The organism is Mobilicoccus massiliensis, assembly GCF_000826525.2.
Lineage (GTDB): Bacteria > Actinomycetota > Actinomycetes > Actinomycetales > Dermatophilaceae > Mobilicoccus > Mobilicoccus massiliensis.
In genome coordinates this window covers 524,845-540,764 of record NZ_LN651330.1, presented here as the reverse complement: position 1 = coordinate 540,764, position 15,920 = coordinate 524,845, and the positions used below count along the sequence as shown (strand labels likewise).

General features: G+C 70.6%; 15 protein-coding genes. 6 read left to right on the top strand and 9 right to left on the bottom strand.

All coding sequences use genetic code 11. The features are described 5' to 3' along the window. Positions 1-3 precede the first annotated feature (3 nt). From BN1197_RS12220 to glmS, 3 genes are all read right to left on the bottom strand, one after another. Positions 4-1,656 carry a bifunctional ADP-dependent NAD(P)H-hydrate dehydratase/NAD(P)H-hydrate epimerase gene (locus BN1197_RS12220; RefSeq protein WP_040160058.1) on the bottom strand — a complete coding sequence of 551 codons (1,653 nt, stop codon included), beginning with the start codon at positions 1,654-1,656 and terminating at the stop codon, positions 4-6. Between the two features lie 49 nt (positions 1,657-1,705). After that, the gene (locus BN1197_RS12215; protein WP_040160056.1) at positions 1,706-2,065 is read right to left on the bottom strand and encodes a holo-ACP synthase; all 360 of its coding nucleotides are present in this window, start codon (positions 2,063-2,065) and stop codon (positions 1,706-1,708) included. 166 nt (positions 2,066-2,231) lie between these two features. Further along, positions 2,232-4,091 carry a glutamine--fructose-6-phosphate transaminase (isomerizing) gene (gene glmS / locus BN1197_RS12210; protein ID WP_040160053.1) on the bottom strand — a complete coding sequence of 620 codons (1,860 nt, stop codon included), beginning with the start codon at positions 4,089-4,091 and terminating at the stop codon, positions 2,232-2,234. A gap of 106 nt (positions 4,092-4,197) precedes the next feature. Here glmS and coaA point away from each other — a divergent pair, with 106 nt between their 5' ends. Then, positions 4,198-5,160 (top strand): type I pantothenate kinase, encoded by a 963-nt coding sequence (coaA, locus tag BN1197_RS12205; RefSeq protein ID WP_040160050.1) that lies wholly within the window; start codon positions 4,198-4,200, stop codon positions 5,158-5,160. A gap of 177 nt (positions 5,161-5,337) precedes the next feature. Here the strand turns inward: coaA and BN1197_RS18040 are convergent, their stop codons facing one another. The 4 genes from BN1197_RS18040 to BN1197_RS12185 form a co-directional block, all read right to left on the bottom strand. Then, on the bottom strand, positions 5,338-5,973 hold the full coding sequence (locus tag BN1197_RS18040; RefSeq protein WP_141397282.1) for an aggregation-promoting factor C-terminal-like domain-containing protein: 636 nt from the start codon (positions 5,971-5,973) through the stop codon (positions 5,338-5,340). A gap of 430 nt (positions 5,974-6,403) precedes the next feature. Further along, a complete protein-coding gene (gene phoH2, locus BN1197_RS12195; RefSeq protein ID WP_040160049.1) occupies positions 6,404-7,705 on the bottom strand; it encodes an RNA 5'-3' helicase PhoH2 in 1,302 nt (433 codons plus the stop codon). 150 nt (positions 7,706-7,855) lie between these two features. Next, positions 7,856-9,481, bottom strand: coding sequence for a polyprenol phosphomannose-dependent alpha 1,6 mannosyltransferase MptB (gene mptB / locus BN1197_RS12190; RefSeq protein WP_052466663.1), 1,626 nt, complete (start codon positions 9,479-9,481; stop codon positions 7,856-7,858). Positions 9,482-9,686: 205 nt separating this feature from the next. Further along, positions 9,687-10,448: an isoprenyl transferase gene (locus BN1197_RS12185; protein WP_040160047.1), complete on the bottom strand. Its 762-nt coding sequence runs from the start codon at positions 10,446-10,448 to the stop codon at positions 9,687-9,689. A 123-nt stretch (positions 10,449-10,571) separates the two neighbouring features. Here BN1197_RS12185 and trhA point away from each other — a divergent pair, with 123 nt between their 5' ends. Next, positions 10,572-11,408: a PAQR family membrane homeostasis protein TrhA gene (gene trhA / locus BN1197_RS12180; protein ID WP_082043862.1), complete on the top strand. Its 837-nt coding sequence runs from the start codon at positions 10,572-10,574 to the stop codon at positions 11,406-11,408. 170 nt (positions 11,409-11,578) lie between these two features. On the opposite strand, the gene BN1197_RS12175 is transcribed toward trhA, so the two are convergent. Beyond that, complete coding sequence (locus BN1197_RS12175) at positions 11,579-11,929, bottom strand: hypothetical protein (protein ID WP_040160045.1); 351 nt, start codon at positions 11,927-11,929, stop codon at positions 11,579-11,581. After that, positions 11,929-12,900, bottom strand: coding sequence for a mycothiol conjugate amidase Mca (mca, locus tag BN1197_RS12170; protein ID WP_040160042.1), 972 nt, complete (start codon positions 12,898-12,900; stop codon positions 11,929-11,931). The genes BN1197_RS12175 and mca overlap by 1 nt, the downstream gene beginning before the upstream one ends. Before the next feature lie 165 nt (positions 12,901-13,065). On the opposite strand from mca, the gene BN1197_RS12165 reads away from it, so the two are divergent. The 4 genes from BN1197_RS12165 (at position 13,066) to BN1197_RS12150 (ending at position 15,910) form a co-directional block, all read left to right on the top strand. Beyond that, on the top strand, positions 13,066-13,443 hold the full coding sequence (locus tag BN1197_RS12165) for a DUF4307 domain-containing protein (protein ID WP_052466661.1): 378 nt from the start codon (positions 13,066-13,068) through the stop codon (positions 13,441-13,443). 247 nt (positions 13,444-13,690) lie between these two features. Then, positions 13,691-14,185: a transcription elongation factor GreA gene (gene greA, locus BN1197_RS12160; protein WP_040160040.1), complete on the top strand. Its 495-nt coding sequence runs from the start codon at positions 13,691-13,693 to the stop codon at positions 14,183-14,185. After that, a complete protein-coding gene (gene msrA / locus BN1197_RS12155; protein WP_052466707.1) occupies positions 14,185-14,874 on the top strand; it encodes a peptide-methionine (S)-S-oxide reductase MsrA in 690 nt (229 codons plus the stop codon). Before greA ends, msrA begins: the two co-directional genes overlap by 1 nt. Before the next feature lie 106 nt (positions 14,875-14,980). Beyond that, the gene (locus BN1197_RS12150) at positions 14,981-15,910 is read left to right on the top strand and encodes a hypothetical protein (RefSeq protein WP_040160038.1); all 930 of its coding nucleotides are present in this window, start codon (positions 14,981-14,983) and stop codon (positions 15,908-15,910) included. Positions 15,911-15,920 lie beyond the last annotated feature (10 nt).

The following is a 15,920-nucleotide window of genomic DNA, read 5'->3' as shown; positions in this document are numbered from 1 at the left end:
TTCTCACGCCGCGGCGTGGCGCAGCAGCCCGGCGACGACGCGCGGGATGGCGTGCGCGACGTCGAGCGCACGCACCGGCCCGCCGGGGTTGGCCTCGTGGCCGGCGAGCCCGTGCACCACGGCCGCGACGCTGCCCGCGTCGTACGGGTCGAGACCGCTCGCGAGCAGCGTGCCGGCGAGACCGGCGAGCACATCGCCGGAGCCGGCGGTGCCCATCCACGTCGGGGCGTCGGCGCAGGCGCGCACGGGAATCCCGCTCACCTCCGGCGGCACGACGTACGTCGTCGACCCCTTGAGCAGCACGGTCGCGTGCAGCAGATTGGCCGCGCGGCGAGCGTGCCCGACCGGATCGGCCTCCACCGCCTCGCGCGTCACGTCCTCGTCCTCGACCCGGGAGAGCAGCCGGGCCAGCTCGCCCGCGTGCGGGGTGAGCAGCGTGCGGGCGCCCGCACGCGGGCGCCGGCCGTCGAGCAGGTCGAGACCACCGGCGTCGACGAGACACGGCTGACCGGAGTCCAGCGCCTCGCGCGCGGTCGTCACCTGCGCGACGTCGTCGGCGTTCGCGTCGGTGTCGTCGCCGTCGTCGTTCTCGACGCTCGTGTCGAGACCGGGGCCGACGACCCAGGCCTGGACCCGGCCGAGACCGTGGACCGCCTCGGGCACCGCCGCCCGCACGAGCGACGTCGGCGTCGGCGGACCGAGGTAGCGCACCATGCCGACCCCTGCGCTCACTGCCGCGGTCACCGTGAGAATCGGTGCGCCCGTGAAGGATTCGCCGCCCGCGACGACTCCCAGTACACCTCGGGAGTACTTGTCGTCGTCGGGGCCGGGCACCGGCCACAACGCGGCGACGTCGTCGTGGTCGAGACGTTCGACCACGGGAGCGGTCGTCATCTCCAGGCCGATGTCGACGAGCGTGAGCAGGCCGCAGCGCGCGGCGGTACCGAGCAGATGCACGGGCTTGGCCACCCCGAACGTCACGGTCTCGTCGGCCCACACGCCCTCGGAGTCCAGGACGATCCCCGCCGGGTCCGCGCCGCTCGGCAGATCGACCGCGATGACATACGCGTCGTCGTCGACCGCATCGAGCAACACCCGGCAACGCGCGGCAGACGAGCCGCTCCACCCCGGCGATCCGCCGATGCCCGTGATCCCGTCGAGGAGGACGTCGGCCTCAGCGACCAGGTCGCACGCGTGGGCGAGCGCTTCTTCACTGTTCGTCGCGTCGCCGTTCGTGTCGTCGCCGTTCGCGCCTTCGTCGTTCGCGTCGTCGCCGCTCGTGTCTTGGTCACTCGCACCTTCGTCACCCGTTCCGGCGGACGCGAGGTCGACGATCGTCACCCCGACCTTGCGTGCCGCGGCCAGACCCGCCTCGTGCGCTCCGTGATCGGAGACCAGCACGGCCGCGAGGCCGGCCACCCCACCCCGCCGCTCGTCGAGCCGCGCCAGCCTCGCCAGCGCGAACAGCGTGTCGCCCCCGTTGCCACCGGAGCCGACGATGCCGACGACCCGCGGATGATCGATGTCGTCGATCCGCGCCGCCACCACCTTGGCCAGCCCCTTCGAGGCCCGCGCCATGAGCTCGCCGTCGGGCAGCTCGCTCATCGCCCGCTCCTCCGCGGCACGCACATCGGCGACACTCCAGGCTGCGATCACGCTCGTGCTCCTTGCTCGTCTCTGGTGTGCAGGCCCCCGGGCCCGCCGGTCACGCGCCCGACGACTGGGCCAGGACGATCGCCGTCGCGATCCCCCCGTCGTGGGAGATCGACACGAGCAGATCGTCCGCCCCACGCCGAGCCGCACACTCCGCGACAGTACCGCTGACGACCAGTCGCGGCGCACCGTGCTCCCCGCGCAGCACCTCCGCGTCCGTCCACGCCAGACCACCGGGCGCACCGAGCGCCTTGGCGAGCGCCTCCTTCACCGCGAACCGCCCCGCGAGCGACTCCGCCGACAACTCACGCTCGGCCTCGGTGAACAACCGCTGCCGCAACGCCGGAGTCCGCGACAACACCGCCGCGAACCGCTCGACGTCGACCACGTCGATCCCGATCCCGACGATCACGGTTTCACTCGAGTCCGATGGTCGTGACTCCTCGACGCTCCGGGCCTCACTCGCTTCGCTCCCTCGTGTCCTCACGCTCTCGTCGTCACTCGAATCCGATGGTCGTGACTCCTCGGCGCTCCGGGCCTCACTCGCTTCGCTCCCTCGTGTCCTCACGCCTTCGTCGTCACTCGACCGTGACGCTCTTCGCGAGGTTCCTCGGCTGATCCACATCCAACCCCTTGGCGGCGGCGAGCTCGGCCGCGAAGACCTGAAGGGGGACGATCGTCAACAGCGGCGCGAGCAGCGGGGAGGTCGCCGGAACACGGATGACCTCGTCGGCGAACGGCACGACCGACTCGTCACCCTCCTCGGCGATGACGAGCGTGCGGGCGCCGCGGGCGCGGATCTCCTGGATGTTGGAGACCACCTTGTCGTGCAGGTTGTGCGGCGTGCTCGGCGAGGGCACGACGATGAACACCGGCTGCCCCGGCTCGATGAGCGCGATGGGACCGTGCTTGAGTTCGCCGGCGGCGAAGCCCTCGGCGTGGATGTACGCGATCTCCTTGAGCTTGAGCGCGCCCTCGAGCGCGATCGGGTAACCGACGTGGCGACCGAGGAACAGCACGGAACGGGTGTCGGCCATGAACCGGGCGATCTCGCGCACCCGGTCCATCGAACCGAGCAGCGTGTCGACCTTGGCCGGCACCTCGTGCAGCTCGCGCATGACCTGCTGGGCCGCCTCGGCCTGGGAGCCACCGCGCAGTTGCGCGAGGTAGAGGCCCAGCACGTAGCAGGCGGCGATCTGAGCGGTGAACGCCTTGGTCGAGGCGACGGCGATCTCGGGACCGGCGTGCGTGTAGAGCGCCGCGTCGGACTCCCGCGGGATCGTCGCGCCGTGCGTGTTGCAGATCGAGATCGTCAGCGCCCCGAGCTCCCGGGCGTGCTTGACGGCCATGAGCGTGTCCATCGTCTCGCCCGACTGGCTGATCGAGACCACGAGGGTGCGCTCGTCGACGACGGGGTCGCAGTACCGGAACTCGTGCGCGAGCTCGACGGCGCACGGGATGCGGGTCCAGTGCTCGATCGCGTACTTGGCGGTGAGCCCCGAGTAGAACGCCGTGCCGCAGGCGACGATGACGATCTCGTCGATGGCGGCGAGCCGCGCGGGGTCGATGCGCATCTCGTCGAGCACGAGCTCACCGGCCTCGTTGGTGCGACCGAGCAACGTGTCGTTGATGGCGGCGGGCTGCTCGAGGATCTCCTTGACCATGAACGAGCTGTGCCCGCCCTTCTCGGCCTGCGCGGCATCCCACGTCACCTCGAAGCGCTTGCCCTCGGCCGGGGTGCCGTCGAAGCCCACGACGTCGACGGAGTCCTTGGTGATCGTGACGATCTGGTCCTGGTCGACCTCCATCGCCGACTTGGTGTGGCCGATGAACGCCGCCACGTCGGAGCCGAGGAAGTTCTCGCCGTCGCCGAGGCCGATGACCAGCGGCGAGTTGCGGCGGGCCGCCACCACGGTGCCCGGCAGGTCGGCGTGCACCGCGAGCAGCGTGAACGCGCCCTCGAGACGGTTGCAGACGACCCGCATCGCCTCGGTCAGATCACCGGTCTCGCCGTAGGCACGGGCGAGCAGCTGGGCGGCCACCTCGGTGTCGGTCTCCGAGCGGAACGTCACGCCCTCGGCGAGCAGCTCGGTCTTGAGCACGTGGAAGTTCTCGACGATGCCGTTGTGGATGAGGGCGACCTTGTCGTCCTCGCCACCGAGGTGGGGGTGGGCGTTCTGATCGGTCGGTCCGCCGTGGGTGGCCCACCGCGTGTGTCCGATGCCGGTGGTCGACGGCGGCATGGGGTGGGCCTCGATGTCCGAACGCAGGTTGGCGAGCTTGCCGGCCTTCTTGCGCCACGCGATCTCACCGTCGGCGACGAGCGCGACGCCCGCCGAGTCATATCCCCGGTACTCCAGGCGAGAGAGGCCCTCCACGATGACGTCGAGCGCCCGCTGGTTGGAGTCCGGCCCGACGTATCCCACGATTCCACACATGCGGCCCAGATTACTCGACGGTCGGCCGCAACCCCGTACGCCGGAAATCCGTGCTCTTCGCATCGGACCTGCCGTGTCGCACCTCGTGGGCGTGCCGTGGGCAACAATGGGCGCCGTGTCCTCACCGTCGCGCGCGCACCCCTCGCCGTACGTCCACCTCGATCGCGAGGACTGGGCACGGTTGCGCCGCACACATCCGCTGAGCCTCAGCGATCACGACGTCGAACGGCTGCGGGGTGTCGGGGAGCGCCTCGACCTCGTCGAGGTCGAGCAGGTCTACCTGCCGCTGTCGCGACTGCTGAGCTTCTACGTGGAAGGCGCGACGCACCTGCACCGGCTCACCTCGGGGTTCCTCGGCGAACGCCCGGAGCGCACTCCGTTCGTCATCGGCATCGCGGGTTCGGTCGCGGTGGGCAAGTCCACGACGGCCCGCATCCTGCGCGAGCTCATGGCGCGCTGGCCGCACACCCCCAAGGTCGAACTCGTCACGACCGACGGGTTCCTCTACCCCAACGCCGTGCTCGAACGTCGAGGCATCCTGCACCGCAAGGGATTTCCGGAGTCCTACGACCAACGCTCACTGCTGCGCTTCGTCGCCGACGTCAAGGGCGGGGCCGACGAGGTCCGCTCCCCCGTCTACAGCCACCTGACCTACGACATCGTTCCCGGCGAGCAGATCGTCGTCCGCCGCCCCGACGTGCTCATCGTCGAGGGCCTCAACGTGCTGCAGCCGCCGCGGATGCGGGCCGACGGCCGGGTCGGTCTGGCGCTCAGCGACTTCTTCGACTTCTCCGTCTACGTCGACGCGCACGTCGACCTCATCCACCGCTGGTACGTCGAACGGTTCCTGCGTCTGCGCAAGACGGCGTTCGCCCACCCCGAGTCCTACTTCCACCGGTACGCCTCTCTGTCCGACGACGAGGCACGCGCCACGGCCGACCACATCTGGCGCACGATCAACGAGCCCAACCTGCGCGAGAACGTCGAGACCACCCGCGGCCGCGCCACCCTCGTCCTCACCAAGGGCCCCGACCACGACGTGCGTCGGATCCGGCTCCGCAAGCTCTGACCCCCGCACGCCCGAACGCCCGAACGCCCGAACGCCCGAACGCCCGACTCCGCCGGAGTCGCCACACCCCCAGAACGCTCAAACAGGCCCTTTCACCCAACCACGCCCCCTCAGAACGCCTGTTCGAGCGGACTCGGCCGGTGAAGACGCCTGTTCGAGCGGTTCGGGCGGGGTGGATCAGTACCAGTTGTGGGCGCGGGAGTGTGACCACGCCTTGCACGGGGTGCCGTAGACGTCGTCGATGTAGTCGAGGCCCCAGCGGATCTGCGTGGCGGGATTCGTGCGCCAGTCGTCGCCATGCGTGCGCATCTTCCTGCCCGGCAGCGCCTGCGGGATGCCGTACGCGCTCGACGTGGGGTTGTCGGCGGTCACGAGCCAGTCGGATTCCTTGCTCCACAACGCGTCGAGGCACGCGAACTGCCGGCCGCCCCACCCGCGCGCCGACGACAGTGCGCGGCCGATGTCGCGAGGCGAGCCCGACACCCGAGCCTTGGCCCGGGACGCCCGTGCGGTCGTGGCGCGCTTCGTGGCGACGGCCGGGCGGGCGAGCGCCGCCTGCTGGGCCGACTGCACGACCCGCGGCGCGACGGCGAACGCGGTCATCGACACCCCCGGGATCATGTGCGCCGCGGCGACGGAGGCGACCGAGCCGAGGTGCGCGCCCCGGGCCGCCAGAGTCGCCATCGCCGGCACGCTCGCGGCCTGGCCGGCCGGCGCACCGGGGGCCGGAGCGGCTGCTGCCGGAAGGGTGGAGCCGAGAAGTGCGACGGCAGCGCCGAGAACTCCGGAGAAGCGCAGGAGCCGGCGGGTCACGGGCAGTGGTTGTGGCACGGGATGAACCCACTTCCGAGATCGTTCATTGACCTCATCTTGACGATTTCGTGACCGTACGATGCCACTGGTCGGACGTCCGATCAAATCCCGACCGAATCCGCAACTCGACACGCCGGGCGTCACCGTCTCGTCACCCGATCCTCGCCACCTCGTCCCTCGCGCACCGCCCAGAGCCCGGTGGGCGCCCGTCGGCCTGGGACGCCCCGGAGACGGACAGCGCCGACGCAACTCCTCGCAATCGCGGCCCGGGCATCACATCAGGGGCGTCACGGCAGGCCGGAGGTGCAGTCATGCAGCGACGCCACTGCTGCAGCGCCGAGACAACCGCCGTTTCCGGCCTCGACTCACCCTCGTCCCGGCGCGCAGCCCACCGAGGCCGGAAACGCCGGCTGTCTCGGCGCAGGACGCCTCAGAGGCCGGGACCCTCCAGCAGGTCGGTGACCAGCGCGGCGATGGGGCTGCGTTCGCTGCGGTTGAGGGTCATGTGGGCGAAGAGCGGATTGCCCTTGAGGATCTCGATGACGGCGGCCACGCCGTCGAACCGACCGACGCGGAGGTTGTCGCGCTGGGCGACGTCGTGGGTGAGCACGACGCGGGAGTTCTGCCCGATGCGCGAGAGCACGGTGAGCAGCACGTTGCGTTCCAGCGACTGGGCCTCGTCGACGATGACGAACGCGTCGTGCAGAGAGCGCCCGCGGATGTGCGTGAGCGGAAGCACTTCGAGCATCCCGCGATCGAGGATCTCCTCGACGACCTCGCTCGACACGAGCGCACCGAGCGTGTCGAACACGGCCTGCCCCCACGGCCCCATCTTCTCGGCCTCGGTGCCGGGCAGGTAGCCGAGATCCTGGCCGCCGACGGCGTAGAGCGGGCGGAAGATGATGACCCGGCGGTGCTGGCGACGTTCGAGCACGGTCTCCAGGCCGGCGCACATCGCGAGTGCGCTCTTGCCGGTGCCGGCGCGGCCACCGAGGCTGACGATGCCGATGTCGGGGTCGAGCAGCAGGTCGAGGGCGATGCGCTGTTCGGCGCTACGGCCGTGCACCCCGAACGCGTCGCGGTCACCGCGGACGTGCCGGATCGAGGAGTCGACCCCCACGCGCCCGAGCCCGCTGCCGCGGGGCGAGTGCAGCACGAGGCCGGTGTGGCAGGGCAGGTCCCGGGCCCCCTCGTGTTCGAGGCGGCCGGAGTCGTAGAGCTCGTCCATCTGCTCGGTCGTGAGGTCGAGCTCGGCCAGTCCCGTCCACCCCGAGTCGACGGGAGCCATCTCGGCGCGGTACTCCTCGGCCTCCACACCCATGGCGCTCGCCTTGATACGCATGGGGAGGTCCTTGCTGACGACCGTGACATGGCGCCCCTCGTCGGCGAGGTTCTTGGCCACCGCGAGGATGCGCGTGTCGTTGTCGCCGAGACGGAAGACCGGCGGGAGGTTGGCCAGGTCGACGTGGTTGAGCTCGCAGTGGATGGTGCCACCCTCGTCGCCCACCGGAACAGGCACGTCGAGGCGGCCGTGACGCACCCGGATCTCGTCGAGCGTGCGCAGCGCCTTGCGGGCGAAGTAGCCGATCTCGGGATGGTGGCGTTTGGCCTCGAGCTCCGTGATGACGACGACCGGCAGGACGATCTCGTGTTCTCCGAACCGGTGCAACGCTCCGGGATCGGAGAGGAGGACCGAGGTGTCCAACACGTACGTCCGGCGTGAATCGCTCACGGGCCACTCCCGGGGTCGGTGGACGGCCGGCTGCCGTCCGTTCGTGTCGACGCTACGTGGGTCGAGGCTGGATGTCCTGGCCCACGTGGCCGGATCGCCCACTGTTCACCCGGCGGCAACCCGCCTCCGCGAGTCTCGGCCGGGCGCATCTCAGACCCGCGCGAGCAGGGCGGTGAGGCTCCCTCGGGCCGGAGCCGTGTCGGTCTGCGCGCTGTCACCGGGCGTCACCGCGGGCAGCGGCACATCCAGCTCGCCACGCCGACGCCAGAGGCTCCATCCACCCCAGGTCACCGCGGCGATGCCGACCATCGAGGCGCCGTTCACCACGGCGACGTCGAGCATGGAGTACGCGACGAGCCAGCCGGTCACCCAGCAGAGCGCCTGCACGACGCGCCTGTCGGTGTACGTGGCGCCGAGGAGGAGGACTCCCCACACGACGTACCAGGGGTAGACGGTCGGTCCGCCGACCGTGAAGACAAGGAGCGCCCACGCGGCCGCCGCCACCGGACGACGCGGCGCGAGCACCCACGTGATCCACGCGAGGGCCGCGAGCACGGCGAGAAGACCGAGGGCCTGGAATCCGGGGACGATGCCGCCGGTCCACTCCCCCGGTACTCCGATGAGCGCGAGGGCCCCCGCAACTCCTGCCCCGGCCATGGAGACCGGCGAGAGCAACGAGAGCACAGAGCCGGGCACACCGAGGTTGGCGACCCAGCCCCAGCCCATGCCCGTGAGCACCGTGAACCCGGTGAACGCCGCGAGCGCGACGACCCCCACCCGCGCCGCGACGCGTACGTAGGCCCACTGGTCGACCGCGGAGACGAGCCGCGCCTCCCCCCGCTCGCCGCGCGCGTGGCGGTAGGCGAGACCGGCGACGCCGACGAGAGCGAGAACGGCGGTCTGCTTGAACCCCGCTCCCGCGGCGACCGCCACCGACGCGGTGACCCACCTGCCGTCGGAGGCGAGCAGCAGGCCGACGACGACGAGGGCGAGCATCATCGCGTCGTTGTGCATGCCGCCGACGAGGTGCATGAGCACGAGCGGGTTGAGCACACCGAGCCAGACCGCCTGGTCGCGAGAGACCCCCATGCGCTCGGCGAGACGGGGCAGCGCGTAGGCGATGACCCCGACCGCGAGGAGCGCGGGCAGGCGCATGGCGATGGCGGCGAGCATGGCGTCCCCACCGGTGAGGTCGACGACCGTCCGCTGCACCTGCAGCGCGATCGGACCGTATGGGGCGGGGGTGTAGAGCCAGATGGGATCGACCTGGTCGGCGTACGGGCCCGGCACCGCGATGGGGCCGGTCTGGTACGGGTCCATGCCACGGGTGACGACGAGCCCCTGGGCGGCGTAGCTGTACGCGTCCCGGCTGAACAGCGGGGGCACGAACGCGACCGGCAGGCTCCACCAGGCCCACGCGGCGACCGGCGCCGTGGGCACGCCCTCGGTGGGCCTCAGCCCCAACCACACGTCGAAGAGCCGAAGGAGCCCGACGAGCACGATCGCCGTGGCGGCGAAACGGGCAGGCTCGCTGAGGAGACGGGCGAAGAAACCGTTCTCGTACAACGGCGCGTCGGCGGCGACGAACGCCGGAGAGAAGGCTCCGAACGCGATGAGGGCCATCGCGAGGAGGCCCTGACGCACCAGCGGCCAGGCCCAGGCCTCGGCGAGGTCGGCGCGAGCCTCCGCGAGAAGAGCACGGGCGTGAGCGAGGGTCGCGCGGATGACGGAATCGTTCGGTGCGTCGACACCGATCCGCTCACGCGCCGTCGTCATCACGGCTCCCCTCGCCTCGTCACGGGCCCGGGCGGACCCGGCGTTCAGGACGATTGTCCCGCAGATTCGTTTCGTCGGTCGATCCGACACGAACACAAGTGGCCAGCGTGGCAGCGGCCCCTGTGAAGTTCCTGAAAGTCACTCGATCCGACCCGACGCCCGCGCCCTACGACGCCCGGTCGCGGCCCATCGGAAGGCCCGCTGATCAGGACCCGAACCGCCGTTCCCGTTCGGCGAACGCCCGCAGTGCACGCAGGAAGTCGACGCGACGGAAGTCGGGCCAGTACGCCTCGCAGAAGTAGAACTCGCTGTGCGTGCTCTGCCACAGCAGGAACCCGCCGATGCGCTGCTCGCCCGACGTGCGGATGACAAGATCGGGATCGGGTTGGCCCTTGGTGTACAGGTGACGTGCGATGGACTCGACGTCGAGTGTCTCGATGACGTCCTCGATGGTGCGCCCCTGGGCCGCGGCCTCCTTGAGCAGGTCGCGGACGGCGTCGGCGATCTCCTGACGGCCGCCGTACCCCACGGCCACGTTGACGACCATGCCGTCGATGTCGGCCGTGCTCACCGCCGCATCCTCGAGCTTCGCGCGAGTGCCAGAGGGGAGCAGGTCGAGCGCCCCGACGGGGTTGACCCGCCAGCGATGCGTCGTCGCGATCTCACCGACGACGTCCTCGATGATCTGCAGCAGCGGGGCGAGCTCGGCCTGGTCCCGCTTGAGGTTGTCGGTCGAGAGCAGCCACAGCGTGACGACCTCGATGCCCACCTCCTCACTCCACGTGAGGAAGGGGACGACGTTGTCGGCACCGGCCCGGTGACCGTCGGCCGTGTCGGCACCCTTGAGACGGGCCCAGCGGCGGTTGCCGTCGAGCATCACCGCGACGTGTCTGGGCAGGCGCTCCGTCGGCAGCTGCGCGACGAGTTTGCGCTCGTACGCCCCGTAGAGCAGATCACTCACGTCCACAGCGGCTCCAGTCGATCGGGTACGCACCAAAGGTAGCGTCCCGAGGCGCGGCGGCCGGGTCGGATCCGTGGCTACGATGCCGTAACCTACGTTTGCGTAGGTTCGCGATTCGGAGGAGGTCACATGTCGGAACCCACACCGCGCCCGCCGGAGACGCCGCGTGCGGAACACCTGGTCGCGGGCTCGGCGGCGCACTCCGGTGCCCGGCGTGTCGAACCCGACCGGAGCCCTACGCGACTGGACAGGCAGGACGAACAGAGCAGGCAGGACGGGCAGGACCGGCACCCGTTGCGCGAGAGCCTGGCCGACCTGGGCGAGTTCGTTCCCCCGCGACTGCGAGGGTGGCTCCATGCCGGCGCGTTCCCCCTGGTCATCCTCGGTGGACTGACGCTGGTGACCCTCACCCCCGGTCTGCGGGCGCGCACGGGCGCGGCGGTGTTCGTCGCCGCGGCGGCCCTGCTCTTCGGCATCTCGGCGCTCTACCACCGGGGCCGATGGTCCCCGCCGGTCAAGCGGCTGCTGGGCCGGTTGGATCACGCCAACATCTTCATCGCCATCGCGGGCACCTACACCGCGTTCGCCCTCAGCCTCCTGCCCGAGGGGCAGGCTCGAACCCTGCTCTGGACCATCTGGATCGGAGCCGCGGCCGGGGTGTTCCTGCGTGTCGTGTGGCTCGGCGCGCCGCGCTGGCTCACCACCGCGATCTACGTCGCGCTCGGCTGGGTGGCCGTGTTCTACCTGGGACCGCTCTACGCGGGCGGCGGGCCGGTGATCGTCGCGCTCATCGCGGCCGGCGGCGTGCTCTACACCGTCGGCGCGCTCGTCTACGGCCTCAAGCGTCCCGACCCCTCACCGCGATGGTTCGGTTTCCACGAGGTCTTCCACGCGTTCACGATCGCGGCCTTCGGTACTCACGCCGTCGCGGTCGCCATGGCCCTGGCGAGCCCGAGCGCGGCCTGACCACCCGCTCCCTCACGCCCGAACAGGCCCTTCCATCCGCCCCTCACGCTCGAACAGGCGTTTCCACCCGCCCCCTCACGCTCGAACAGGCGCTTTCACCCGCTCCTTCACGCTCGAACAGGCGTTTTCACCGCCTTCGCGGGCTCGACACGCCTGTTCGAGCGACCGGATCATCCCTCGGAGGCGTTGGGCGGGGAGGCGGCAGGCGGGGAGGAAGCGTCGTCGCGACCCCGCTCCTTCGCATCGGAGCTCGAGACGGCGTTCCCGCTCGAATCCGAGGAGGCCGACGTGGGGACCACATCGTCGCGGACGGGAAGGAAGACCTGACGCCGGGCGGGTCGTACGACGACGTCGTCGCCGGCTTCGGCGGCGCGACGTGCGTCCTCCTGCTCCTCGGCGAAGCGCACGTTGCGCAGCCGGGTGCTCATGTTGCGCATGAGCAGCCACAGTGCGACGGCGAGCAGGAAGAACGCGAGGAATCCGCCGACGCCCGCGGAGATCGCCTGGTTTGCTCCGCCCATCACTCCCCCTTCAGGGTCTGCAGGATCTCGTCATCGACGACGATGTCGTCGAGGACCAGCGAGGCCTCGCCCGCCACGGCACGGCGGGAGAGGCGGTCGGCCTCGTGCGGGGAGGTGAGCCCGGCGAACAGGTCGGACTCCCCCTCCTCATGAGGCACGTAGGAAGCCGCGAGCTCGAAGTCCTCGGTGGGCCAGACCTCGCGCTCGAGCTCGAGCGGGATGCCGAACCACCACGAGTCGGGGTCGATCTGGGTGGCGTGGGCGAGCAGAGCGGCGTTGCGCTGCTCGAAGAACTCCCCGACCGGGATACGGGTCGTGACCGGACGCACCGGCCGGTCGGCCCAGCGCTCCATCCACTCGGCGAACGGCGACTCCATGCCGCGCTCGGTCATCGCCGCGTGGAAGGCGCGGATGCGCTCCACGCCGATGGTCTGGTTGTAGTAGAGCTTGAGCGGCTGCCACGGCTCACCGGCGTGTGGGTAGGCCTTCGGGTCGCCGGCCGCGCGAAAGGCCTCGACGGAGACGACGTGGGTCATGATGTGATCCGGATGTGGGTAGCCGCCGACCTCGTCGTACGTCGTCATGACGTGGGGCCGGAACTCCCGGATGACGCGCACGAGGGCCTCGGCGGTGATCGAGACGGGCTCGAGGGCAAAACAGCCCGCCGGCAGGGCCGGCTTGGGGTCGCCCTCGGGCAGGCCGGAGTCGACGAAGCCCAGCCACGTGTGCTCGACGTCGAGGATCTCCTGCGCACGCTTCATCTCACGACGACGGAAGGCCGGCAGGTCGCGCAGCACGTCGGGGTCGTCGGCGAGGCGCGGGTTGAGGATGTCGCCACGTTCACCGCCGGTGCAGGAGACGACGCGCACGCGATCTCCGCGGGCGCGGTACCGGGCCATGGTCGCTGCGCCCTTGCTCGACTCGTCGTCGGGATGGGCGTGCACGGCCAGTAGACGGAAGGGTTCGGTCACGAAAGTCCTCGGGAATGCTCGGGTCGGGCGGGCGCCGGAACGAGGTCCGCGCCGCGCATCGTTCTCGCAGCATTGTCGCACCGTCGCGTGCGGGCGGCTCGGGCCCCGTCGACGGGTGGCGTGACCCGGCCCCGGGCGACGACGGCGGCCACGTAACCTGGGGCCGTGTCCGTCCTCACGCGCTACCGCACCCTTCCTCGTCATCAGCGGGTGTTGTGGGTCGTCGGGCCGATCGCGATCCTCGTGGGAATCGGCCTCGCCGTCTGGTTCGGTCTGGCCGCGAGCATCGGCAAGCCGGTCTGGGGAAATCTCGGGTACGACGTGCGCGACGCACGACACACGGTCGTCACCTACCAACTCACGCGCCCCACCGACCGCACGGTCGTGTGCTCGGTGTTCGCCAAGGACATGAACCACGCGACGGTCGGCCGCGTCGACGACGTCATCCCGCCCGGGGGTGAGCCGCGCCTGGTGCGCGATGTCGAGGTCCGCACGACGAGCAAGGCGGTCATGGGCGAGGTGCGCCAGTGTCGCGCACAGTGAGCGCACCGTCGCTCCGTACCCGCGCCTGATGTGACGCACGCCTCGCCTGTGGGCGGGGTGGTGTGAGGTAAGGAATCGTCAATCCTCGCGTCGCGCGTTAGGATGGATGACTTATTCACGGCCTGCCCCTCCGGCGGGCCGTTCGGTCTACCGGGGGTTTGCGACCGCAGTCTCTCCGGGCAGGCCCAACCGACCCACCGCCGATCCTCGCCCGTGCCCGGGTGACCGATGAGCAAGGAGCACTGACGTGTCCGACACCACCACGCAGGCCAGTTACCTCACCCAGGAGGCCTACGACCGACTCGAGGCAGAGCTCCAGTACCTCTCGAGCGAGGGCCGCTCCGACATCAGCAAGCGCATCGAGGCGGCTCGCGACGAGGGTGACCTTCGTGAGAACGGTGGCTACCACGCCGCCAAGGAGGAGCAGGGCAAGATGGAGGCCCGCATCCGCCAGCTCACGCAGCTGCTGCAGACGGCGGTCGTGGGCGAGACCCCGCCCGACGACGGTGTGGTGGAGCCCGGCATGGTGGTCACGGTCGACATGTTCGGTGACGACCTCACGTTCCTGCTGGGCAGCCGTGAGATCAAGGGCGACAACGACGACATCGACGTGTACTCGGAGAAGTCGCCGCTCGGCGAGGCCATCAACGGCAAGAAGGTCGGCCAGGAGGCCACGTACGCCGCGCCCAACGGCAAGAACATCACGGTCAAGATCACGGCCGCGAAGCCGTACGCGGCGTGATGTTCTCCCGTCCGGCACCGGTGATGGTCGCCGAGAGCGAGGCCCTGCCCGGGCGTTCGACGCCGATGGCCGGGGTGCCCGAGAAGCACCTCGTCCTCGGCACGCCCCTCAAGCCGCCGTTCGGTGAGGGCATCGAGGTCATCTACCTGGCCGGCGGGTGCTTCTGGGGCATCGAGCGGATCTTCTGGCGCGTGGACGGGGTGGTCTCCACGGCTGCGGGGTACATGGGCGGGTTCACGCCCAACCCCACGTACGAGGAGGCCTGCACGGGCCGCACCGGTCACGCCGAGGCGGTGATGGTCGCCTACGACCCGCAGAAGATCGACACCGACCGCATCGTCGCGACGTTCTTCGAGAACCACGACCCGACGACGCCGAACCGCCAGGGCAACGATGTCGGCACCCAGTACCGCTCGGCCATCTACTGCACCACACCGCAGCAGGAGCGCATCGCTCTCGCGGCTCGCGAGGCCTTTCAGAAGGTGCTCACCAAGGCGGGTCACGGTGCGATCACCACCGAGATCCGCATGGCCGACGACACGGGCCCGTTCTACTACGCCGAGGACTTCCACCAGCAGTACCTCCACCGCAACCCGAACGGGTACTGCAACCACGGGCCGCACGGTTACACCTGCCCCGTGGGCCTGGTCGATGCCCCGGCCCAGACCGACGTCCTGCCTCCGAAGTAGGTCGATTCGCCCCGACGGCCCGGTGCCCGCGCGATGTTCGCGTGGTGCCGGGCCGCTGTCGTGCCCGGGCGCCTGAGGTGTGACGTGCCGCTGGCAGGATGACTCCATGGGACTGTTCAGCAGGCGCCGCCACGACCCGATGGATCCGGACCTCACGTTCATGACGGTCGAAGAGGCCGACCACCTGCGCGATCTCGTCCTCACGACCCTCGCCGAGCACGGCATCGAGGCGACGATCACCGACGGCACCGTCGAGGCCGCCGACGGCGCCGGGTTCGGCCTGTGGAACATCGCCACCGTCTGCGGAGCCGCGGAGCGCGAGGCGTGGCCGGCGCTCGTCACCGAGCACGTCACGGGCCTGCTCACGGTCTCCGAGCCGCGGACGCCGGCGGACATGACGGCCGAGGATCTGCTCGCCGCCGTGCGCGTGCGGCTCGCCGAGGAGGCCTACGTCCGCGGCATGCCCACCCGCCCCGCCGGCATCGAGCCGTTCGCGCCGGGGATCGTGCGTCACCTCGTCGTCGAGACCGAGACGTCGGTGACCGCCCTCCCGGCCGACGCCGTCACCGACCACCCGGGGTCGGCCGATCTGCAGGCGGCAGCCGAACGCAACACCCGCGCCCTGTTCGACCGTTCCGAGCTCGCGAGTCAGACGCTCGGCGAAGGTGACACGACCGTGCGGGCCGTGTTCGCAGAGTCCGGGTTCACTGCGACGTTCGCCCTGTTCCTCCCCGACGTCGTGCGCCGGGTCGACACCGAGGCCGACCTCTCCCGGGGCGTCGTCTTCGCCGTGCCGACCGCCCAGCAGATCGTCTACCACCTGCCGCGAGACGCCGCCGTCGTCCCGGGGGTCGTGCGCACTCTGCGCCGATTCGCCGGCACCGCGTTCGACGAGGGCGCCGGGCCCGTGAGCCCCGAGCTCTACTTCTGGCAGGACGGCAAGGTCGACGTGCTCACGGTGGAAGGCGACGACGGCCGCGTCACCCTCGCCTCCACCGGAGGGCTGCGCACGATGCTCGGGGAAGAGCCGGACTGACCGGCAGCAC

Coding starts and splice junctions, on each gene's coding strand:
- glmS (WP_040160053.1), bottom strand. CDS start 4,091: ATGTGTGGAATCGTGGGATACGTCGGGCCGGACTCCAACCAGCGGGCG.
- coaA (WP_040160050.1), top strand. CDS start 4,198: ATGGGCGCCGTGTCCTCACCGTCGCGCGCGCACCCCTCGCCGTACGTC.
- mptB (WP_052466663.1), bottom strand. CDS start 9,481: ATGACGACGGCGCGTGAGCGGATCGGTGTCGACGCACCGAACGATTCC.
- trhA (WP_082043862.1), top strand. CDS start 10,572: ATGTCGGAACCCACACCGCGCCCGCCGGAGACGCCGCGTGCGGAACAC.
- BN1197_RS12175 (WP_040160045.1), bottom strand. CDS start 11,929: ATGGGCGGAGCAAACCAGGCGATCTCCGCGGGCGTCGGCGGATTCCTC.
- msrA (WP_052466707.1), top strand. CDS start 14,185: ATGTTCTCCCGTCCGGCACCGGTGATGGTCGCCGAGAGCGAGGCCCTG.
- BN1197_RS12150 (WP_040160038.1), top strand. CDS start 14,981: ATGGGACTGTTCAGCAGGCGCCGCCACGACCCGATGGATCCGGACCTC.